Origin of the sequence: Pantoea phosphatilytica (genome assembly GCF_051025615.1) — a bacterium.
Lineage (GTDB): Bacteria > Pseudomonadota > Gammaproteobacteria > Enterobacterales > Enterobacteriaceae > Pantoea.
Map to the genome: position 1 here is coordinate 1,746,107 of NZ_JBPFDF010000001.1, position 21,841 is coordinate 1,767,947.

Below are 21,841 nucleotides of genomic sequence, written 5' to 3' on the forward strand. Positions count from 1 at the left end.
AGCATGCAGGATGACTAAACTCACGGAAAGTGAATATTATTAACCAACTTGTTTACAGGAAGAGAAGATATGGATCTGGTTCAGCTGCGTATGTTCTGTTCCGTCGCCGAAACGGGTTCACTGGCTCGCGCGGCAGAGCAGCTGCATCGCGTTCCCTCTAATCTCACCACGCGGCTGCGCCAGCTGGAAGAAGAATTGGGGGTGGATCTCTTTATTCGTGAGAAGCAGCGCATTCGCCTGTCGCCGATGGGCCATAATTTTCTCAACTATGCGCAGCGCATCCTGACACTGAGCGAAGAAGCGATGAGCATGACCCGCACCGGTAAACCGGCGGGCAACTTTGCGCTCGGCTCCATGGAGAGCACGGCAGCGACCCGTCTGCCCGGCCTGCTCGCCGCCTATCACCAGCGTTTTCCGGCGGTGGCGCTGTCGCTGATCACCGGCACCTCGGGCGAAATTATCGATCGGGTGCGTGAAGGCACCCTGGCTGCCGCACTGGTGGATGGCCCGGTCGCCCACGACGACCTGAATGGCTGCATCGCATTTCGTGAGGAGATGGTGCTGATCACCGGGCTCGACCATGCGCCGATTACCACAGCGCGCGACGTTCAGGGCGACACCCTGTTCGCCTTCCGCAACAGCTGCTCCTACCGGGTCAAGCTGGAAAGCTGGTATCGCGACAGCCAGACCGCGCCCGATAATGTGATGGAGATTCAGTCCTATCACGCCATGCTGGCCTGCGTGGCGGGCGGCGCCGGGGTCGCGATGATCCCGGCGTCGGTGCTGAAACAGATGGCGGATCGGTCGCGTGTGCAGGTCCACACGCTGCCTCCCGCTTACCGCGACACGGCCACCTGGCTGATGTGGCGACGCGACGCCTTTACGCCGAATGTTGAGGCGCTGAAGTACCTGATTATCGAACAGTTTGACGATCGTCCGCTCAATGATGAGCTGATACATCCATTACAGGCGGCGGAATAAGCGTTCCGCGCTATGTTTAAGAGTCTGGCCCATCCGGCCCTGAATCATCACGACCACCCGGCGCGTCTGCGCGCCACAATCTGACTGGAAGAGGGATTGCATGAACATGATCAAAACCCGTGCCGCTGTTGCCTGGGCTGCTGGCGAACCGCTGAAAATCGAAGAAGTGGATTTGATGCCGCCGCAGAAAGGCGAAGTGCTGGTGCGTATTGTCGCGACCGGCGTCTGCCATACCGATGCCTATACCCTCTCCGGTACCGATCCGGAAGGCGTTTTCCCGGCGATCCTGGGCCATGAAGGTGGCGGCATCGTGGAAGCCGTGGGCGAAGGCGTGACCAGTGTGGAAGTGGGCGACCATGTGATCCCGCTCTATACGCCGGAATGTGGCAAATGTAAGTTCTGCCTGTCGGGCAAAACCAACCTCTGCCAGGCAATCCGCGCCACCCAGGGCAAAGGGCTGATGCCGGATGGCACTACCCGCTTCTTCAAAGATGGCAAACCGATTTTCCACTACATGGGCACCTCGACCTTCTCTGAATACACCGTCATCCCGGAGATCGCGCTGGCTAAAATCAGCAAAGAAGCGCCGCTGGAAGAGGTCTGTCTGCTGGGCTGCGGTGTCACCACCGGTATGGGCGCGGTGATGAACACCGCCAAGGTCAAAGAGGGTGACACCGTGGCGATCTTCGGTCTCGGCGGCATCGGTCTTTCCGCCGTGATCGGGGCGAAGATGGCGAAGGCGGGCCGCATCATCGCCATCGACCTTAACACCAGCAAATTCGATCTGGCGCGCAAGCTGGGTGCCACCGATCTGATCAACCCGAAAGATTACGATAAGCCGATTCAGGATGTGATTGTCGAGCTGACCGACGGCGGCGTGGACTTCTCATTTGAATGTATTGGTAACGTCAACGTGATGCGCTCGGCGCTGGAGTGCTGCCATAAAGGCTGGGGCGAGTCCGTGATTATCGGCGTTGCCGGTGCCGGTGAAGAGATCGCCACTCGTCCTTTCCAGCTGGTGACCGGTCGCGTCTGGCGTGGCTCCGCCTTTGGCGGCGTCAAGGGACGTTCGCAGCTGCCGGGCATCGTGCAGGATTATCTCGACGGCAAATTTGCGCTGAATGATTTCATCACCCATACCATGTCGCTGGAAGAGATCAACGACGCCTTTGATTTGATGCATGAAGGGAAATCAATTCGTTCGGTCGTGCATTTTAATAAGTAATCAGGAGGCGTTATGGCATCCACTCTGGAGCTACTGGAAGAACACCGTATCTTTGGCGGCTGGCAGCAGCGCTGGCGGCATCCGTCAGCGGTGCTGAACTGCCCAATGACCTTCAGCATCTATCTGCCCGATCCGCACGGTGATGCGCCGCCACCGGTCGTCTGGTTTCTGGCCGGGCTGACCTGCAACGATGAGAACTTTACCACCAAAGCGGGCGCGCAGCGGGTGGCGGCGGAGCTGGGTCTGGTGCTGATTATGCCGGACACCAGCCCGCGTGGCGAAGGGGTCGCAAATGATGAGGCTTACGATCTGGGCCAGGGGGCGGGGTTTTATCTCAACGCCACTCAGCAACCCTGGGCCAGCCATTTCCGCATGTTCGACTATCTGAGCAGCGAGCTGCCTGCCCTGATTGCGGATAACTTCAAGGTCAGTGAACGTCAGTCGATTATGGGGCACTCTATGGGCGGTCACGGCGCGCTGATGCTGGCGCTGCGTCTGGGCAACCGTTTCGCCTCGGCTTCTGCCTTTGCACCCATCGTCAATCCGATGCAGGTGCCCTGGGGGCAGAAAGCCTTTACGGCCTATCTGGGCGAGGATCGGGCGGGGTGGAGTGAGTATGACAGCTGCCAGCTGATGGCAGAGGTGTCACACCGGCTGCCGATGCTGATTGACCAGGGGGACAACGATCAGTTCCTGGCCGATCAACTGCAGCCGGAGCGGTTAGAGGCGGTTGCCCGCGACGTGGGCTTCCCGCTGACCCTGCGTATTCAGCCGGGTTATGACCATAGCTACTTCTTCATTGCCAGCTTTGTGGAAGATCATCTGCGTTTCCATGCCCAGCATCTGCTGGTGTAGCTGACTTTCAGGGCCGCATTAGCGGCCCTGAATTTTTACTGCGGGAGAGGATTAAGGTTACTGCCGCTCGCCTCATCACGGGCTTCAGCCCTGTCAGACCAGCGCCGGGCCGGTCAGCCCATCGATCATCACCTGCGGAATGCCGCGTGAGCAGTGTTCGATTCGGCCATTCACCCCATAGACCTTCGCCAGCGTGTCAGGCGTGATCACTTTATCCGGCTGCCCTTGCGCCACCAGCGCCCCCTGCTTCAGCATCAGGGCATGTTGCGCATGCCGCAGCGCGATATTGATATCATGCACCACCACCACCGTAACGATGTTACGCAGGGCTGTTTCGCGCCGCACCAGGTCCATGACGTGGAACTGATAGTTGAGATCCAGTGCGCTCAGCGGTTCATCCAGCAGCAGCAGTGCCGGGCGGCGGATCAGCGACTGCGCCAGACCGACCAGCTGCTTCTGCCCCCCGGAGAGCTGATCGAGATAGCGCATTGCCAGATGCGCGATGCCAAGCTGCTCCAGCAGATGCATGATTTCCGCTTCGCTGCTCGCGCTGTGCAGCCCGCCCGAGGCGCGCTGCGCCACGATGATGGACTCCAGGACATGCAGATGTACACCCGCAGGCAGCGACTGCGGCAGATAGACCACATTCTTTGCACGGCGGGCAAACGGCTGGGTCATCAGATCCTCGCCGTTCAGCCACATCTCGCCCTGCCCTTTATTCAGCCCTGCCAGCGCACGCAGCAGCGTCGATTTACCACAACCATTCGGCCCCAGCAGCACCGTGATCTCGCCGCGCGGCAGTGGCGCAACGTTCAGGTTCTCAATCACTTTATGTTTGGGATACCCGGCGCAGAAGCCGCGTAAGGTCAGACCCTGTTCCATCATACTGTCCCCCGATGACGCAAGATAATACTCAGGAAGAACGGCACACCGATCAGTGAGGTCACGATGCCGACCGGGATGATCACGCCAGGGATCAGGTTTTTCGAGGCGACCGATGCCAGCGACAGCACCAGGGCGCCGACCAGCGCACTGGCAGGCAGATAGAAACGGTGATCTTCACCAAACATCATGCGGGCAATGTGCGGCGCGACCAGGCCGATAAAGCCGATCGGCCCGACAAACGCCACGGCCAGCGCGGAGAGCACGCTGATGCGCAGTAAGGTGGTCAGGCGCAGACGACGCACGTCGATGCCAAAGCTAACCGCACGATCTTCGCCCAGACGCAGCGCCGTGAGTTTCCAGCTGCTCATCATCGAGAACGGCACCAGGATAATCAGCGCCAGGCTCAGCACCCCCAGCTTCTCCCAGGAGGCGCGCGCCAGGCTGCCCATGGTCCAGAACACCAGGCCCTGCAGGGTATCTTCGCTGGCGATGAACTGCATCATGGAGACCAGCGCGTTGAAGGTGAAGACCAGTGCAATACCGAACAGCACCACACCCGCCGAGGAGACCTGCGTCCAGCGGGTAACGGCATCGAGCATCAGCGCGGCTAACAGCGCAAAAACAAAGGCGTTGGCCGAGATTAACCACTGATCGGGAATGCCGGGGATCCCGATGCCAAGGATGATGGCCAGCGCCGCGCCAAAGGCTGCCGCCGAGGAAACCCCCAGGGTAAACGGACTCGCCAGCGGGTTATTGAGGATGGTCTGCATTTCCGCGCCCGCCAGGCCCAGCGACAGCCCCACCACCAGCGCCATCAGCGCATACGGCAGACGAATATCCCAGACGATAACGCGGGTGCCGGCATCGACGTTGTCAGGATTGAGCAGCGTATTCCACAGCGTATCCAGGGAGAGTCCGGCCGGACCCAGCGTGAAATCGAGGATCAGCGAGGCGACGATCGCCAGCAGCAGCACGCCAATCCAGACAAGGCGGCGACGCAGCACCTGATGATAGTTTTGCATGGTGTGGTGAAGCGTTTCTTCCCCCGCCAGCAGCGAAGTTTCGGTAGTCATGTTTTAACCCTGTGTGGCTATCACGTCAGAAAACGCAGCCACAATAGTCCAGGTGATAATAATTATCAATTCGTTAGCACAAGCGAGACGCGAAAAAACAGTAAAAAAGGGTGTTGATATGGGCGGGAAAGTGCAGACACAACACATTGAAGTGGCAGAAGAGGCACCTCAACGCGCTGTGTCTGCTCGCTGACTGAACGGCGTCAGCGTACAGCGTTAATCCTTATGAACCGGGAACTCCATCTCGCTGTACTTCACCAGACGGCTGCCGCGCACCAGCCTGTAGCCGAACCAGATAATCAGGAACAGCGGAATGCCGATGTAGGTCGCCGCCACGCCGTACCAGTCGATGCTCTCGTTGAGAAACGCCTGATAGTTCTGACCCAGCGTGATGATCAGGCAGAGCACGAAGGCGAAAATCGGCCCCAGCGGAAAGAAGCCGGAACGGTAAGGCAGATCGTTCAGGTCATATCCCTGGGCGATGTAGCCCCGGCGGAAACGATAGTGGCTGATGGCAATGCCCAGCCAGGCGATGAAACCGGTCATGCCGGAGGTATTCAGCAGCCACAGGTAGACCTCCTGATTCCCGAACTTCGAGGTCAGGAAACAGAGCCCGGCTACCACGGTAGTCGCCCAGAGTGCATTGCGCGGCACGCCGCCCTTTGAGAGCTTCGCAAAAATGCGCGGCGCTTTGCCTTCGCAGGCCAGGTTGTAAAGCATGCGCGTGGAGGCGTACATGCCGGAGTTACCCGCCGACAGCACCGCCGTCAGGATCACGGCGTTCATTACCGCCGCCGCCGAGAGCAGACCGGCATTGCGGAAGACCAGAGTGAACGGGCTGACGCTGATATCGTTGATATCGTTGTGCAGCAGCTGCGGGTCGGTATAGGGCAGAATCAGGCTGATGATCAGGATAGCGAAGACATAGAACAGCAGGATACGCCAGAAGACCTGCCGGACCGCACGCGGAATGTTTTTCGCCGGATCTTCAGATTCGCCCGCCGCGATACCGATCAGCTCGGTGCCCTGGAAGGAGAATCCGACAATCATCGCCACGCCAATCATCGCGGCAAAGCCACCCGCAAACGGCGCATCCCCGACCTGCCAGTTATGCCAGCCCGCGTGCTCCGCGCCGCGCATAATCCCGGTGATCATCAGCACGCCGACCACGATAAAGATAATCACTGTCGCCACTTTGATCAGCGAGAACCAGTATTCCGCCTCGCCAAAGCCTTTCACCGAGATGTAGTTGAGCAGGAACATCAGCCCCAGGAACAGTGCGCTCCAGATCCAGCCGGGCGTGTCGGGGAACCAGTAGTTCATCACCAGCTGTGAGGCCACCAGGTCAACCGCGATGGTCACCGCCCAGTTGTACCAGTAGTTCCAGCCGAGCGCGAAACCAAAGCCCTCTTCGACATATTTTGCGCCATAGGTGGCAAAGGAGCCTGACACCGGCATGAAGGCAGCCAGTTCGCCCAGGCTGGTCATCAGGAAGTAGACCATCAGGCCGATCAGGATATAGGAGAGAAGTGCGCCGCCGGGGCCGGCCTGGGCAATGGTGGCACCCGAGGCCACAAACAGGCCGGTACCGATGGAGCCGCCGATGGCAATCATCGTCAGATGACGGGCTTTTAACGCACGTCGTAATGCAGGTTGTTGTGTTGTTTTTGAGTCATTATGCATGTGTTAACGCTACGCTGGGTAAAAATGAGGCGCGATTGTAGCAGCCAGACCGCCTCTGTATAGCGATGCCATGCTGTTATTAGTTAAGTTCATGATCGCGCCCGGATTATTAGCAGTCACTCACGACAGTAGGAGAGAAAGCGCGTCAGGGCTTTTGAAACATGCTTCTGCCGGTGATGAATACGGTAGAGCGTGCGGGTCAGCCGCGGCAGCGGGATAGCCAGTTCCACCAGCGTCCCCGCTTCCAGCAGATCGGCAATCACCCGGCGTGACAGGCAGCTGATCCCCATGCCGTGCCGCACCGCATGTTTGATGGCTTCAGAATTACCCAGCTCCATTCCCAGCTGAAAACTGGGCAGATGTGACAGCAGCAGATAATCGACGATTTCCCGCGTGCCGGAGCCGCGTTCGCGCAGGATCCACGGCGCCTCCGCCAGGGTTTTCAGCGTCACCGGCTGCTGCAGAACCGGCGCATCGGGCGCGGCAAACACCACCAGTTCATCCTCCAGCCAGGGTTCGCTGACCAGTTCGGTCATGTGGCACGGCCCTTCAATCAGCCCCACATCCACGCGGAAATCGGACACCGCCTGGATCACATCCTGACTGTTGCCGACGCTCAGCTCCAGCGGCAGGCCGGGAAAATCGCGACGATAGGCCGCCATCATGCCGGGCAGCAGATAGTTACCGATGGTGCTGCTGGCGAAGATGCGGATCGCGCCGTTGTCCTCTTTGAACAGTTGCTCGATCTCACCCGCCTGCTCCAGCAGCCCGACCGCACGCGGATAGAGCAGCCGTCCATGTTCATTCAGCACCAGCCGTTTACCGACCCGGTCAAACAGCTGCACCCCGAGCTGACTCTCCAGATCGGCCAGCGCCGCGCTGACCGCCGACTGCGACAGGGCCAGCAGCTGAGACGCCTGGGTGGTGGAACCACTCTTGAGCACTTCGGTAAACACTTCAATCTGCCGCAGCGTAATGTGCATGGTTGCCTCTTAACTCAGTGATTGCCTGACGAGATAAACGATCAGCGCCAGCCAGATCAGCCCCATCGCCACCAGCCAGCCGGCGATCTTTTTGCCGCGGCTGCGCTGCGCCTCTGCCCGGGCAAGGCTGCTGATGCGCACCTCTTTCGGCAGTAACCGCAGCAGCAGCATGACGCCCGTCGGAATAATGACCGCGTCATCCAGCAACCCCACAAAGGGGATTACGTCGGGAATGAGATCGATCGGGCTGATGCCGTACGCAACCAGCCCCAGCATCCCCAGCTTGTTCCACCAGGGCGTGCGCGGATCGCGGAAGGCGAACCCCAGCACAAACACATCTCGTTTGATCAGCGTCGCCCAGCGGCGCAGACGTGACACTATCATGACAGCAGCCTTATCGTAAATTCTGGTCAATTATAAATATATTATCAATTTCACTTTTAAGCCAGTCGCCTTCATGATCATGACTCAACCACGAGGAGTGACCACCATGACCGAACTGAGCATCGCTAAACCACACCACCCTCTTTCGCTCTGGTTCCCCGGCCTGCTGCTGACTGCCGCTATTGCTGCCGCCGCCAGCTGGCTGGCGCAGCAGCCTCTGATCGCCTCACTGGGGCTGGGCTCGCTGACGCTGGCGATTATGCTGGGCATCGTGGTCGGCAACAGCCTCTATCACCCGCTGGCCTCCCGCTGCGACAGCGGCGTGGTGCTGGCGAAACAGAAGCTGCTGCGGCTGGGCATTATCCTGTTTGGCTTTCGTATCACCTTACAACAGATCGCAGATGTCGGTTTTAGCGGCATCCTGATCGATGCGCTGACGCTGAGCAGCACGTTCTTTGTGACCTGCCTGCTGGGCGTCCGGCTGCTGAAGCTGGACCGAGATACCGTCTGGCTGATTGGCGCGGGCAGCAGTATCTGTGGTGCTGCGGCCGTGCTGGCGACCGAGCCGGTGGTGAAAGCCGCGCCGTCGAAAGTCGCGGTGGCGATCGCGACCGTGGTGCTATTCGGCACCCTGGCGATCTTTGTCTATCCGCTGCTGTGGCCGCTGGCTCACCATCTGTTGCCGGGACTGAGTGCGGCACAGTTCGGGGTCTTCACCGGATCCACCATCCATGAAGTGGCGCAGGTGGTGGCCGCCGGGCACAGCATCAGCCCGGCGGCGGAAAACAGCGCGGTGATCGCCAAAATGCTGCGGGTGATGATGCTGGCTCCGTTCCTGCTCTGCCTGAGTGCGGTCATCCGTGGTAAACGCCACGCGGGCAATGCCCGTCAGCCGGTGACGTTCCCGTGGTTTGCGCTGCTGTTTATCGCCGTTGCCCTGTTTAACTCACTGCAACTGCTGCCTGCGGCGCTGGTGGCCACGCTGAATGCGCTGGCGGGGCTGCTGCTGGCGATGGCGATGGCCGCGCTGGGCGTGACCACCCGTTTCGGGGCGCTGCGCGAGGCGGGCGTCAGGCCGCTCCTGCTGGGCGCGCTGGTCTCTGGCTGGTTAATCGCGGGGGGCGGCACCATCAATCTGCTGGTGCAACATTTCATGGGCTGACGCCATCAGGTATCATGCCGTTTCATCCGTGCATAGCCCCAGGAGAAAGGCATGAAATATATCGGCGCACATGTGAGTGCGGCAGGGGGCGTGGATCAGGCAGTGATTCGCGCCCATGAACTGGAAGCCACCGCCTTCGCGCTCTTTACCAAGAATCAGCGTCAGTGGAAGGCCGCCCCGCTCTCCACAGAGATGATTGATGCTTTTCGCGCCGCCTGCGAGACCTATAAATTCAGCCCGCAGCAAATCCTGCCGCACGACAGCTTCCTGATTAACCTCGGTCATCCGGTTGAGGAGGCGCTGGAGAAATCCCGTGCGGCCTTTATCGACGAACTGCGCCGGGCCGATCAGCTGGGCCTGACGCTGCTGAACTTCCATCCCGGCAGCCATCTGCATCAGATCGAGGAAGAAGCCTGCCTGAAGCGGATCGCCGAGTCGATTAACGTCGCGCTCGATCAGACGCAGAACGTCACCGCCGTGATTGAAAACACCGCAGGCCAGGGCAGTAACCTGGGCTTCCGCTTCGAGCACCTCGCAACCATCATTGAGCATGTCGAAGATAAGTCGCGCGTCGGCGTCTGCATTGACACCTGCCATGCGTTTGCCGGCGGTTATGACCTCCGTACCGAAGCGGACTGCGAAGCGACATTCAGAGAGTTTGAGCGCGTCGTCGGTTTCAATTATCTGCGCGGTATGCATCTCAACGATGCCAAAAGCGCCTTTGACAGCCGCGTTGACCGCCATCACAGCCTGGGGGAAGGCAACATCGGCCGGACGGTATTCAGCTGGCTGATGAAAGATCCCCGGTTTGACGGGATCCCGCTGATTCTGGAGACCATCAATCCCGATATCTGGAAAGATGAGATTGCCTGGCTGAAAGCCGAGCAGCAGGGATAATCAAAGGGAGCCGTCTGGCTCCCTTTTCGCGGCTATCGCCTGCAGCTTCAGAAAATCTGTGCCCTGCCATCCCTGCCCTGCTCTGCCTGCGCCCGCTGCAAAAACAAACAGGGAGCCTTTCGGCTCCCTGTTATCTTCACTTCCGCGTTAATCAGGCTTTCGCCAGCTGCTCTTCCGGACGTTTCAGAACTGCATAGCTCAGACCGGCAATTGCGGTGCCGATGACAATCGCCATCAGATAACCGATCACCGGTGTAATCGCGCCAGGGATCAGCAGTACAAAGAGTCCGCCGTGCGGGGCCATCAGTTTGGCACCAATCGCCATTGAGATCGCACCGGTCACGGCGCCACCAATGATACAGCATGGCAGAACGCGCATCGGGTCACGGGCAGCAAACGGAATCGCACCTTCAGAGATGAAGCAGAGACCCAGTACCAGTGCCGCTTTACCGCCTTCCTGCTGACCTTTGTTGAATTTACGACGGGCAACCAGGGTGGCCAGACCCATCGCCAGCGGCGGCACCATACCGGCTGCCATGATGGCGGCCATCGGTGCATAGGTCTGCGAACTCAGTAAGCCGACACCAAACGCGTAGGCCACTTTGTTTACCGGGCCACCCATATCGGTACACATCATGCCACCCAGAATCGCGCCCAGCAGGACCGCATTCGCCGTACCCATGTTTGCCAGCCAGTGCGTCAGGCCGCTCATGATACCCGCCACCGGTTTACCGACCACATAGATCATCAGCAGGCCGGTGATCAGGCTGGCGAACAGCGGAATAATCAGTATCGGTTTCAATGCTTCCATGCTCTGCGGCAGTTTCACTTTGCCGCTGATCAGCTTCGCCGCATAACCGGCAATGAAGCCCGCGATAATCCCGCCTAAGAAGCCTGCGTTGATGCTGGTGGCGATCATGCCGCCAATCAGACCCGGCGTCAGACCCGGACGGTCAGCGATGGAGAAGGCGATAAAGCCCGCCAGCACCGGGACCATCAGGGCAAAGGCGCTGCCTCCGCCGATCTGCATCAGCGCGGCAGCCAGCGTACCTGGCTCTTTAAAGGCGGTGATACCAAAGGCGAACGACAGGGCGATACTCAGCCCCCCCGCCACCACCATCGGCAGCATGTAGGACACCCCGGTCAGCAGGTGACGATAGGCACCCGCACCGCCCTGTTTCTTCTCTTCTTCGCTGTTTGCCGTGCTCTGGCCGCTGGCCGCCACTTTATAAGGCTTCGCTTCTGCGACCGCTTTATCCAGCTCCTGCGCGGTTTTCTTCAGCGCCAGGCCGGTTGAGGTGCGGTACATCAGCTTACCGGCAAATTTCGCCAGATCCACTTCGATATCCGCCGCCACGATCACCAGATCGGCCGCCGCCACTTCTTCTGGCGTAATCGCGTTTCCGGCACCTACGGAACCGCGGGTTTCAACCTTGACCCACCAGCCGCGACGGGTCGCTTCGGCCTGGATCGCCTCAGCCGCCATAAAGGTGTGCGCGACGCCGGTCGGACAGGCTGTCACGGCAACCACACGTTTTGGTGCACCCGCCTGCGCCGGGGTCGCGGCTGACGCCGCCGCCGGGGTTGCCGCCGCAGCCGGAGCCTGCCAGGTTCTGGCTTCTGCCTTCGCCCGGTTCAGGAAGTTTTCCGGCTCGCGAACCGCCAGCTGGAGGTCGCCCAGCCAGACCGGCTTGCCGTTCAGGGCCGCATCGTCCGGCACCTTTTTGCCCAGCACAATCGCCAGTTCCGCCTCAGCAGGGTTTTCAGTCAGAGTCAGGCCTGCCGCCGCCGCCGCGGCAGCCAGACGTTGTTGCGCCATATAGGCGGAGGCCAGTCCCAGTGTAGGGTCTTTAATCAGCAGCGTTTTCATTATCGCTCTCCTGCTGTCAGTTAACGGGTTGTAAGTCGACGCGCGCCATCATTGCGGCCAACTGAGTACGATCGGACACACCAACGTTGCTCTGGCTGACGGCCATGGCCGCCACCGCCGTCGCAAGACGCAGCGTGTGCTCGCTGGATTCACGCATCAGCAGGCCATAGATCAGCCCGCCAACCATTGAGTCACCGGCACCGACGGTGCTGACAACTTCACACACCGGCGGTTTCGCAATCCATTCGCCAGACGCGTTGACCCACAGCGCGCCTTCTGCGCCCAGCGAGATCACCACATGGGCGATGCCCTGTTCGCGCAGCTCGTGCGCCGCGCCAATCACATCCTGCAAGGTGGGCAGTTTACGACCGGCCCAGATCTCCAGCTCACGACGGTTAGGTTTGACCAGCCACGGTGCGGCTTTCAGTCCTGCCACCAGCGCCTCGCGGCTGCTGTCGAAGATGATGCAGGGGCAATGGGTACGCAGTTCGGTCATCCAGCGGGTAAAGGCTTCGTGATCCACACCTTCTGGCAGGCTGCCACTGACGCAGACCATATCGAACTGGCCCAGCCAGGTCAGTGAATCGCTGGTAAAACGATCCCAGTCCTGCGCCGTCACCTGAAAACCGGAGAAGTTCAGATCGGTCACATCACCGGTCTGTTCGGTCAGTTTAACGTTGATACGGGTCCGGCCCGGCACCACCTGGAAACGGTTGGCAATGCCCAGCTCGCTGAAGAGCTGCTGAAAGCCATCCTGATTCTCTTTGCCCAGGAAGCCACCGACGGTGACATCAATACCCAGATCCTTCAGGACTCTGGCGACGTTGATCCCCTTGCCCGCCGCGTGCAGTCCGGTGGTTTTCACCAGGTTGACTTCGCCGCGTTCAATTTCAGGGGTATATCCCACCAGGTCATACGCCGGATTCAGCGTAATGGTGGCGACACGTCTGCTCATGCTGCCCCCTCACCCAGACCGCTGGTGATCGCTTCTTCAATCGCGTTCAGCGCCTGCTGTGCATCTTCACCGCTGGCGGTAAAGCGCAGGCGGTGGCCTTTCTTCACGCCCAGCGCCACGACTTTCATCAGGCTGCGACCGTTAGCCGGTTTACCGCTGCCGTCGAGGTTGGTCACGGTGATGTCGCTGTTGAACTGCTTGATCACACTGACCAGCGCCGTGCCCGGACGGGCATGCAGGCCATGTTCGTTACGAATGGTAAATTCGGCGGTCAGCACGTCGGCCTGCTCATCGACTTCACTGGTCAGCAGGGCGTAGACACCCGCCGCATCGGCTTTCAGCAGACGATCAGCTTTGCCCTGCTGCAGCAGCGCGCTGAGGTAACCCAGCACTTCCAGCGGACGTTCATCGGTGGCTGACACGCTGATGAGCATCGACGCCGGTTCGCCCTGATGTTCAAAGGCATGCTCGGTACGGCTGACGGCCACGCCGCTGCGCAGATTGCCCAGGCTGCTGTCGCTGAGCCAGATGCCCTGCCCCAGGCTCAGCGGCGGGGTTGAGACGACATCGGCGACGTAGCTGGCATCAACCACGCCCGCGGCTTGCAGCCGGCCGGCGTTCATCGCCTGCAGGGTAATCAGATCGCTGGCCGCGACGTTAAGCGTCACCAGTGAGGTGTCGAAGCTGAATTCGGCGGCTTGTTTCTCGCCCATCAGCAGCGCACGAAGATCTTCAGCAGAGGCGGTTTTGAGCTGTTCGGCAATGGAGTCATCGCTGAGCACATGCGTCAGCTGACGCAGCAGCGCCAGATGTTCATCTGACTTCGCGGCAATCCCGATCGCGACATAGGCGGTCTGATCGTCACCCCAGGCAATACCCTGCGGAAACTGAAACACCTGGACGCCGGTTTTCAGCACCAGGTCGCGGGTGTCGGTGGTGCCGTGCGGGATTGCGATGCCGTTGCCAAGAAAGGTGGAGGTCTGCTGTTCGCGCGCCAGCATACCGTTGACATAGCCTTCAGCCACATTGCCCGCCGCGGTTAACGCGGCAGCAACCTGACGAATGGCCTCTTCTTTATTCTGGGCGCTGGCTCCGGTGTGGATGGCCTGCAATTCGAGCTGGAACATAATTCTCCTCGCTTGCTGAGATTGAATCGTTTCAGCTAGCAGGCAGGTTTTCACGCCTTGCTGTCTCTGTCAGCCAGCCCCGTCACCGCTGAAACGTTTCAGGAATTGTGATGCAGACGCTTTCGTCAGGCAAGAAAATGCGCAAACGGCGTAGCAGATTTTTGACGTTACGCACATTTCGGCGGCAGGAAGAGGACCAGCGAAGAGTCAGGCTGACGCGGTTGCTGTCACGTCCCACTCATCAGGCAAAAAGCGTCAGCTGTGTCAGCCTTTCAGGGGGCGGTATCGGCTTCAAGTTTCAGCAGCCAGGTCATCGCCTGCTGGCGCGACTGACCACACATGCTGAATGAGGGTTGCAGACTGGCGCAGACGGCAGGCCGCAGCGGCGAGCCAAACAGTTTACAGCGAAGATCGTCGTCCAGCTGAACGCAGGGCGTGTTGGCAGGCTTGCCGTCAGGCATGCCGGGGATAGGCGATGAGATAGAGGGTGCTGTGCAGCAGGCACCGCATTGGCTACGGCATTGCATGCTGTGCTCCGGCAGAAAAAGAGGCGCTGACAATAGCAGCCCGTGACGACAATTACCATGAAAGCCACGGCCTGGCACAAAATTTCGCACCCGCGATATTGCCAGTTTTCCCTGGCGCGGGTAACGTTGCGCGCACTTCACTCTCATGATAGCGAGAACAGCAATGCCAAAAGCCAATGAAATCAAAAAAGGGATGGCCGTCACGCACAACGGCAAACTGCTGCTGGTTAAAGATATTGATGTCCAGAGCCCCAGCGCACGCGGTGCGGCGACCCTCTACAAAATGCGCTTTACCGATGTCCGCACCGGTTTAAAAGTGGAAGAGCGCTTCAAGGGCGACGAGATTATTGATGCGATTTCGCTCAGCCGTCGCAGCGTCACCTTCTCTTATATAGATGGTGACGAATATATCTTCATGGATGATGAGGATTACACCCCCTACGCCTTTAAGCAGGACCAGATCGAAGAAGAGCTGCTGTTTATCCCCGAAGGCGGCATTCCTGGCATTCACGTACTGACGATGGATGGCCAGGTGCTGGCGCTGGAGCTGCCACAGACGGTGGATATGGAGATCGTCGATACCTCGCCGGGCATCAAAGGCGCTTCCGCCAGCGCCCGCACCAAACCCGCCGGAATGAGTACCGGTCTCTCCATTCAGGTTCCGGAATACCTCAGCAACGGTGACCGCATCCGTATTCATATCGCTGAACGCCGCTATATGGGTCGTGCCGATTAACTGGCGCAGGCTGGAGTCTGGTAGTGTTATAATATAACATTATCAGCATTCCAGGCAGGAGCCCGCACCATGACACGCGTTAATCTGATCACCGGTTTTCTGGGCAGCGGAAAAACCACGCTGCTCTGCCATCTTCTGGCCGCCCGGCCGCAGAACGAAAAGTGGGCGGTGCTGGTCAACGAATTTGGCGAGATCGGAATCGATGGTGCGCTGCTTACCGATCGTGGCGCAACCGTTAAAGAGATCCCCGGCGGCTGCCTGTGCTGCGTGAATGGTCTGCCGCTGCAGGTCGGGCTGAATCTGCTGCTGAAAGATAAGCCCGACCGGCTGCTGATTGAGCCTACCGGCCTCGGTCATCCGCGCCGGGTGCTGGAAATACTGAAGTCCCCGGTCTATCAGACCTGGCTGCAGCTCAATGCCACCCTGACGCTGCTTGATCCCCGTCAGCTCGCCGATCCGCGTATCGCAGCCAATGAAAACTTTCGCGATCAGCTGGCGGCCGCCGATATCATCATCGCCAGCAAGCGCGATAGCTGGGACACGCAGGATCGCCAGCGGCTGACTGAGTGGCTGCAGCAGAGCCAGCCGCCACGTCCCGTGACAGAAACAGAATTTGGCCGCATCCCCCTTCATCTGCTGGATGCGCCCCATCAGCCTCGCGCGCTTCCCCTTCCGCACCATCATCATCCGGCCGTGCCCGCCAGCGGCGTAGCGGCGCTGCGGCTGACGGGTGGCGCGCGCTGGCGCCGGTCGCTGAATCAGGGCCAGGGCTACAGCGCCTGCGGCTGGCTGTTCGATGGCGAGACCCGGTTCGACAGCGCCGCCCTGCTGGCGTGGGCGCAGCAGGCGCAGGTTGATCGGATAAAAGGGGTGATGCGCACGGCCGAAGGCACAATGCGTATTAACGGCGAGGCAAAAGCGCTGCACAGTGAAACCTCTGCTGTGTCGCCACCCGATAGCCGTATTGAAGTCATTCATTCTCAGCAGGCTGACTGGAATCGACTACAATCGGCGTTGTTGAAGTGCCGTTTACGCTAGTAAAGGTATTGTCGGCGGTTATTTTTTTGAAATGAGTTTACTTATGCGCGCAACCCGCCTCGTTACCATCCTGCTGCTGAATGCACTGGGTGTAGTACTGTTTCTGTCCTGGTATCTGCCACCACAACATGGTTTCTGGTTCGGCATCGATAAAGCGATCTTTTATGGCTTCAATAACCAGATGGTGACTCATCCCCTGTTTGCCCTGATCGTCGCGATCACCAACTTCCGGGGTTTTGATGTGGTATCACTGCTGGCGATGGGCCTGCTCTATCTGTCGATCTGGCGTCAGGAGACACCGCCCGCTCGGCGCCGGATGCTGGCGATCGGCATCACCATGCTGCTGACGGCCGTTATCCTCAATCAATTGGGCCACCTGCTGCCGGTGAAGCATTCCAGCCCGACGCTGTTCTTTGAGAATGTGCATCGTGTCAGCGAACTCACCGGTATCCCGGCGAAGGATGCGTCGAAAGATAGCTTCCCTGGCGACCACGGTATGATGCTGATTATTTTTGCCTGCTTTATCTGGCGTTATTTTGGTTTCAGCCGTTTTTTAATTGCCGCCGCCATTGTGGTGCTATTTTCGCTGCCGCGCGTTATGGCCGGTGCGCACTGGTTTACTGATATTGCCGTCGGATCGCTGTCGGTGGTATTGGTCGGGCTGAGCTGGTGGTTATTAACGCCAGCCAGCGACGTGCTAGTTAACTGGTTTAATCGCAAATTACCGGGCAAATATAAGCCCGTGATGTAAATGATAAGCGCGGTCGGTTTAATCATCCGCCACTGAACCGTCCGCGCTTATAAGAAACACCCTCTCACTATTAGCCTGCTAATTAATATGACGAAAAGAAAAGGTTATCTTTTCCGCAGACCGGTTAAATAGTCATCATTCCCTGTTAATTCTTCAGAAAACCGCGAAAACGGGGCTATGCCCTGAATTGACGCCCGTTTCACCGCCTGTTCTCACCATCATTCGCTCACAATTGTCGCTAAATTAGTCATTGTGTTACGTTTTGATTCTCATCAAAAAAACCTATGTGAAATTGATTAAAAGCACTCGCCACGGCGTCTGTAATCAGTTAACCTCAGTCGCAGTGAGGCCACAGCGTCAGAAAAGCCAGTTTTTTTTACATTAAAATGTGTCCATTAACACATTTTTGTGATTAAGGATTTGTCTTAGTCTGTTTCGCTTATTAATCTCCCTGCTTTGTCATCTGGCTGGCGACAATTGTGTCGTAAGGAACCCGAAGGAAAACCCGAATAATGGTCAAGTCTCAACCAATACTGAGATATATCTTGCGGATCGTGCCCGCACTGGCGCTGGCAACACTCCTCTCAGCATGTAGCAGTACCCATAGCAGTCAAAACGCGAATAACGAGAATCATGAAGTTAACAACCAGAATGGTTTTTTACTTCAGGCGTCTCAGGATGAGTTTGAAGAAATGGTGCGTAATGTCGACGTTAAGTCGCGCATCATGGAACAATACGCCGTCTGGAAAGGTGTGCGCTATCGCCTTGGTGGCGATACCAAACGCGGGATCGATTGTTCCGCCTTTGTTCAGCGCACCTTCCGCGATCAGTTTGGCTTAGAATTACCGCGCTCCACCTCTGAGCAGCAGGACACCGGCAGAGAGATCACCCGCAGTAAACTGCGTCCTGGCGATCTGGTGATGTTCCGTGCTGGCTCCACCGGCCGCCATGTCGGCATCTATCTGGGCAATGACAACTTCGTTCATGCCTCCACCAGCAGTGGTGTGATGATCTCCAGCCTCAATGATGACTACTGGAAAAAGCGTTACCGTGAAGGACGCCGCGTGTTAAGCCGTAACCCGAGCTGACAATCACCTTCGATCTTCTCTCAGCCAGAGAACAGGAAACGCTGCCTATGCAGCGTTTTTTTTTGCCTGTTCTGAGCGTCAGCGGTGACATAAGATAAAAGCATTGCATTTCAGATTATTAACGAGACATTACGGACGTTCTCGTTATATTCTCGGTCGCTTAAACCGAAGCAGTCGTGCGCAATAACATAATAATAATTTGATCAGGGGAAGCACCTCATGCCACTGTCGGGGGCGCTGCGGCGCCACACCAACTATCCTCGCCGTATCGCATGGAGTAGCGCGATGGCGGGCGGCTTATTTTTTCTGTTGTTTGCCGCACTGACGCTTCATCAGACCTGGCAAAAGCGCGAACGGCAGCATCAGCAGCTGCTGGAAAAAAGCCGTACGGCATTACAGCAGACGCTCTCTTCGCTGCTCAACAGTACCCTCAGCCCCCTGCTTCCGTTCACCCAGACCGCCTGCCATACCATTAATCGTGAACTCACCTCACGCGCCGCCTTCGCCGGAAATCTCCGCGCCATCCTGCTGGTCAATAATGGCAACGCTTTCTGCTCCTCGGCGACCGGCAGCTTCAGTCTGCCGCTCAATGTGATTGCGCCGCAGAGTGATATTTCGCGCGATCTCGATCTGCGGCTGATGCCCGGCACGCCGCTGCAGCCCAATAAACCGGCGCTCGCACTGTGGATTAAAAATCCCGGCAATCTGCAATCCGGCGTCTTCGCCACGCTGAATATTACCCTGGCGCCCTATCAGCTGATGGCGTCAACGCGGCCGGAGATCACCGGGGTGGCGCTGATCGACCCGTACAGCGCCCTGACCAGCTGGCAGCCCGGTATCATCGAGCGTCAGAATCTGCCAGCGGCGCTGGATCAGCAGGCGCTGACAGGCTACCCGCTCCGGCTGGCGCTCTACGGCTCCACGCTGGCGTTCAGCGATTATCAGGCCATCCTGCTGAGCAGTCTGCTGCTGTCGCTGCTGGTGGCCGGGGCCTGCTGGCTGCTGCTGTCGATCTATCTGCGTCCGGGTAAAGAGCTGATTCAGGGCATGAAACGCGGCGAGTTTCACGTTGAATATCAGCCGCTGGTGACCTCGCGCGATGGGCAGCCCTATGGGATGGAGGCATTACTCCGCTGGACCCATCCGACGAAGGGTGCGATTCCGCCCGATGTGTTTATTCACTATGCTGAGTCGCACGGCCTGATTATCCCCCTGACCCGGCATCTGTTTCAGCTGGTATCCCGCGATGCGCATCTGCTGTGCCATACCATTCCCCGCCACGCCTGTCTCAGTCTCAACATTTCGCCTCTGCATCTGGCTGACAGCAGTTTCCGTCAGGATGTGCTGCGCTGGCTGGATACCATGCCTGCGGCTCACTTTAATTATGTGTTTGAGATCACCGAACGCGCGATGGTGCGCGACGACAATGTCGGCGAGCAGTTTGACTGGCTCCATCAGCAGCAGATCCATATCGCGATCGACGATTTCGGCACCGGTCACAGCGCGCTGATCTACCTGGAGCGTTATGCGTTTGATTACCTGAAAATCGATCGCGGCTTTGTTCAGAGTATCGGAACGGAGACGCTGACCTCACCGGTGCTGGATACCGTGCTACAGCTGGCGAAGAAACTGAACCTGAAGAGCGTGGCGGAAGGGGTCGAAACCGGCGAGCAGGCGGCCTGGCTGATCAATCGTGGTGTGACACATCTGCAGGGTTACATCTTCAGCCGTCCGCTGCGGCCGGAAACGCTGATAGACTATTTCCGGCGTTATAACGGCTGATCGCTGACAGGAGAAGAGACCGCTATGCTGCTTCGTTCCGGACTTCTGCTGCTGTGCGCCCTGCTCAGCGGTTCGCTTCAGGCGGTAACCGTCCTGCAAAGCTACGCCTTTACGCAGCTCGGTGAGGCGAAATATCCCCCCGGCTTCCATCATTATGACTATGCCAATCCCGATGCGCCCAAAGGCGGCAGCATCACGCTGGCGGTGGCTGGCACCTACGATAATTTTAACCGCTACGCCTCACGCGGCAATCCGGGCATCAACACCGGCGCGCTTTATGATGGACTCTACACCAGCTCCGACGACGAACCGGGCAGCTATTATCCGCTGATCGCCGAATCTGCACGCTACGCCAGCGATTTCAGCTGGATTGAGGTTCGCCTGAATCCCCGCGCCCGTTTTCAGGATGGCACCCCGATCACCGCCCGCGACGTGGCCTTCACCTTTCAGAAATTTATGACCGAAGGTGTGCCGCCGTTCCGCGTCGCCTACCGTGGGGTGAGCCTGAAAGCCCTGGACGCGCGGACGGTGCGTATTGAGACCACCAGACCGGACAGAGATCTGATGCTGGGATTACTGACGCTGCCGGTGATCGCGGAGGCGTTCTGGCATGATAAAAAGTTTAATGAGCCGTTAAGCGCCCCTCCGCTCTCCAGCGGACCTTATCGCATCACGCGCTGGAAACTGGGCCAGTTTATTGAGTTCAGCCGGGTAAAGGATTACTGGGCCGCCGATCTGCCGGTCAATCGCGGACGTTTTAATTTCGACCGGATGCGCTATGACTACTATCTGGATGACAATGTGGCCTTTGAAGCCTTCAAGGCGGGCGCTTATGACTGGCGTGAAGAGACCTCAGCAAAGAACTGGGCGACCCGCTATCGCGGCGGCAATTTCGCCAGAGGCAGCATCGTCAAAGAGACGACGCCCTTTCGCGCCGCCACCGATACCCGCTGGCTGGCGTTTAACAACGAAAACCCGCTGTTTCAGGATCGCCGCGTTCGTCAGGCCCTCTCACAGATGTTTGATTTTGAATGGATGAACCGGGCCCTCTATTATGGTGCCTGGCAGCGCACCAGCAGCTATTTCCAGAACACGGCATACGCCGCCCGCGGGCTGCCCGACGCAGAACAACAGGCCCTGCTCGCACCTTGGCGCGCCCGGCTCCCGCCTGAGCTGTTCAGCCAGTCCTATCAGCCGCCGGTGAACGATGGCAGCGGCTACGATCGCGCCAGCCTGTTAAAAGCCTATGACCTGCTGCAACAGGCGGGCTGGCAGATAAAAGATCGCCGTCTGGTGAATGCGAAAACCGGTCAGCTTTTTACCGTGGAGCTGCTGCTGCGCAGTGGCAGCAACATCGACTGGGCGCTGCCGCTGCAGCACAATCTTTCCCGGCTCGGCATTGCGCTGAACCTGCGGCAGGTCGACAGCTCACAATATCTGCGTCGCCTGCGCAAAGGGGACTATGACATGATAGCCACCGTCTATGGCGCGATGCCGATTCCGACCTCCAGCCTGGAGATATTGTGGCAGTCTGACTATATCGCCTCGTCGTGGAATACCGCGCGGGTCCGGGATCCGCTGGTCGATCACCTGGTGAAGCAGATTGTCGCGCATCAGGGCGATCCCGTTGCGTTGCGGCCGCTGGCCCAGGCGCTGGACCGCGTGCTGCTGTGGAATGCCTATATGATCCCGATGTGGTACAGCGCCGAGCAGCGGCTGGCGTACTGGAATAAGTTTTCTCATCCCGCCATCAAGCCCGCCTACAGCAGCGGGCTGGACAACTGGTGGTATGACACGCACAAAGCCGGGCGTCTGCCGGCCAGCAAACGCTGAGGAGAG

20 protein-coding genes are annotated in these 21,841 nt (G+C 58.7%); 11 read left to right on the forward strand and 9 right to left on the reverse strand.

Features of this window, described 5'->3' with window-relative positions:
* Nucleotides 1-69 precede the first annotated feature (69 nt).
* The 3 genes from ptrR to fghA all read left to right on the forward strand — a co-directional run bounded on the left by ptrR (nucleotide 70) and on the right by fghA (nucleotide 3,061).
* Nucleotides 70-981 carry a putrescine utilization regulator PtrR gene (gene ptrR, locus ACR6AS_RS08485; RefSeq protein WP_111138760.1) on the forward strand — a complete coding sequence of 304 codons (912 nt, stop codon included), beginning with the start codon at nucleotides 70-72 and terminating at the stop codon, nucleotides 979-981.
* Between the two features lie 100 nt (nucleotides 982-1,081).
* Nucleotides 1,082-2,206: an S-(hydroxymethyl)glutathione dehydrogenase/class III alcohol dehydrogenase gene (locus tag ACR6AS_RS08490; protein WP_434161747.1), complete on the forward strand. Its 1,125-nt coding sequence runs from the start codon at nucleotides 1,082-1,084 to the stop codon at nucleotides 2,204-2,206.
* Between the two features lie 12 nt (nucleotides 2,207-2,218).
* A complete protein-coding gene (gene fghA, locus ACR6AS_RS08495) occupies nucleotides 2,219-3,061 on the forward strand; it encodes an S-formylglutathione hydrolase (RefSeq protein ID WP_434161748.1) in 843 nt (280 codons plus the stop codon).
* A gap of 93 nt (nucleotides 3,062-3,154) precedes the next feature.
* Here the strand turns inward: fghA and ACR6AS_RS08500 are convergent, their stop codons facing one another.
* The 5 genes from ACR6AS_RS08500 to ACR6AS_RS08520 form a co-directional block, all read right to left on the reverse strand.
* Nucleotides 3,155-3,943 carry an ABC transporter ATP-binding protein gene (locus ACR6AS_RS08500; RefSeq protein WP_293772126.1) on the reverse strand — a complete coding sequence of 263 codons (789 nt, stop codon included), beginning with the start codon at nucleotides 3,941-3,943 and terminating at the stop codon, nucleotides 3,155-3,157.
* A complete protein-coding gene (locus ACR6AS_RS08505; RefSeq protein WP_111138757.1) occupies nucleotides 3,943-5,019 on the reverse strand; it encodes a FecCD family ABC transporter permease in 1,077 nt (358 codons plus the stop codon). Before ACR6AS_RS08505 ends, ACR6AS_RS08500 begins: the two co-directional genes overlap by 1 nt.
* A gap of 216 nt (nucleotides 5,020-5,235) precedes the next feature.
* Nucleotides 5,236-6,702, reverse strand: coding sequence for an amino acid permease (locus ACR6AS_RS08510; protein WP_111138756.1), 1,467 nt, complete (start codon nucleotides 6,700-6,702; stop codon nucleotides 5,236-5,238).
* A 116-nt stretch (nucleotides 6,703-6,818) separates the two neighbouring features.
* Nucleotides 6,819-7,685: a DNA-binding transcriptional regulator YeiE gene (yieE, locus tag ACR6AS_RS08515; RefSeq protein ID WP_111138755.1), complete on the reverse strand. Its 867-nt coding sequence runs from the start codon at nucleotides 7,683-7,685 to the stop codon at nucleotides 6,819-6,821.
* A 9-nt stretch (nucleotides 7,686-7,694) separates the two neighbouring features.
* Nucleotides 7,695-8,069 (reverse strand): YkvA family protein, encoded by a 375-nt coding sequence (locus ACR6AS_RS08520; RefSeq protein ID WP_111138754.1) that lies wholly within the window; start codon nucleotides 8,067-8,069, stop codon nucleotides 7,695-7,697.
* Between the two features lie 106 nt (nucleotides 8,070-8,175).
* Here ACR6AS_RS08520 and ACR6AS_RS08525 point away from each other — a divergent pair, with 106 nt between their 5' ends.
* Both ACR6AS_RS08525 and nfo read left to right on the forward strand, forming a co-directional pair.
* A complete protein-coding gene (locus tag ACR6AS_RS08525) occupies nucleotides 8,176-9,231 on the forward strand; it encodes a YeiH family protein (protein WP_111138753.1) in 1,056 nt (351 codons plus the stop codon).
* 51 nt (nucleotides 9,232-9,282) lie between these two features.
* Nucleotides 9,283-10,128 (forward strand): deoxyribonuclease IV, encoded by an 846-nt coding sequence (gene nfo, locus ACR6AS_RS08530; protein ID WP_418797546.1) that lies wholly within the window; start codon nucleotides 9,283-9,285, stop codon nucleotides 10,126-10,128.
* A 151-nt stretch (nucleotides 10,129-10,279) separates the two neighbouring features.
* On the opposite strand, the gene fruA is transcribed toward nfo, so the two are convergent.
* The 4 genes from fruA to ACR6AS_RS08550 all read right to left on the reverse strand — a co-directional run bounded on the left by fruA (nucleotide 10,280) and on the right by ACR6AS_RS08550 (nucleotide 14,607).
* A complete protein-coding gene (fruA, locus tag ACR6AS_RS08535; protein ID WP_434161751.1) occupies nucleotides 10,280-11,998 on the reverse strand; it encodes a PTS fructose transporter subunit IIBC in 1,719 nt (572 codons plus the stop codon).
* Nucleotides 11,999-12,014: 16 nt separating this feature from the next.
* Nucleotides 12,015-12,953, reverse strand: a complete 939-nt coding sequence (gene fruK / locus ACR6AS_RS08540; RefSeq protein WP_111138750.1) for a 1-phosphofructokinase — start codon at nucleotides 12,951-12,953, stop codon at nucleotides 12,015-12,017.
* Nucleotides 12,950-14,080 (reverse strand): fused PTS fructose transporter subunit IIA/HPr protein, encoded by a 1,131-nt coding sequence (gene fruB / locus ACR6AS_RS08545; protein ID WP_111138749.1) that lies wholly within the window; start codon nucleotides 14,078-14,080, stop codon nucleotides 12,950-12,952. The genes fruK and fruB overlap by 4 nt, the downstream gene beginning before the upstream one ends.
* Before the next feature lie 272 nt (nucleotides 14,081-14,352).
* Nucleotides 14,353-14,607 (reverse strand): YkgJ family cysteine cluster protein, encoded by a 255-nt coding sequence (locus tag ACR6AS_RS08550; RefSeq protein ID WP_111138748.1) that lies wholly within the window; start codon nucleotides 14,605-14,607, stop codon nucleotides 14,353-14,355.
* 163 nt (nucleotides 14,608-14,770) lie between these two features.
* On the opposite strand from ACR6AS_RS08550, the gene yeiP reads away from it, so the two are divergent.
* The 6 genes from yeiP (at nucleotide 14,771) to ACR6AS_RS08580 (ending at nucleotide 21,835) form a co-directional block, all read left to right on the forward strand.
* Nucleotides 14,771-15,343: an elongation factor P-like protein YeiP gene (gene yeiP / locus ACR6AS_RS08555; RefSeq protein ID WP_111138747.1), complete on the forward strand. Its 573-nt coding sequence runs from the start codon at nucleotides 14,771-14,773 to the stop codon at nucleotides 15,341-15,343.
* Nucleotides 15,344-15,412: 69 nt separating this feature from the next.
* Nucleotides 15,413-16,381: a CobW family GTP-binding protein gene (locus tag ACR6AS_RS08560; RefSeq protein ID WP_418803133.1), complete on the forward strand. Its 969-nt coding sequence runs from the start codon at nucleotides 15,413-15,415 to the stop codon at nucleotides 16,379-16,381.
* A 43-nt stretch (nucleotides 16,382-16,424) separates the two neighbouring features.
* Nucleotides 16,425-17,132 carry a phosphatase PAP2 family protein gene (locus tag ACR6AS_RS08565; protein ID WP_293771910.1) on the forward strand — a complete coding sequence of 236 codons (708 nt, stop codon included), beginning with the start codon at nucleotides 16,425-16,427 and terminating at the stop codon, nucleotides 17,130-17,132.
* A gap of 512 nt (nucleotides 17,133-17,644) precedes the next feature.
* Nucleotides 17,645-18,220 (forward strand): bifunctional murein DD-endopeptidase/murein LD-carboxypeptidase, encoded by a 576-nt coding sequence (mepS, locus tag ACR6AS_RS08570; RefSeq protein WP_046102239.1) that lies wholly within the window; start codon nucleotides 17,645-17,647, stop codon nucleotides 18,218-18,220.
* Between the two features lie 219 nt (nucleotides 18,221-18,439).
* A complete protein-coding gene (locus ACR6AS_RS08575) occupies nucleotides 18,440-20,002 on the forward strand; it encodes a cyclic di-GMP phosphodiesterase (RefSeq protein ID WP_434161753.1) in 1,563 nt (520 codons plus the stop codon).
* Nucleotides 20,003-20,026: 24 nt separating this feature from the next.
* On the forward strand, nucleotides 20,027-21,835 hold the full coding sequence (locus tag ACR6AS_RS08580) for an extracellular solute-binding protein (RefSeq protein ID WP_434161755.1): 1,809 nt from the start codon (nucleotides 20,027-20,029) through the stop codon (nucleotides 21,833-21,835).
* Nucleotides 21,836-21,841 lie beyond the last annotated feature (6 nt).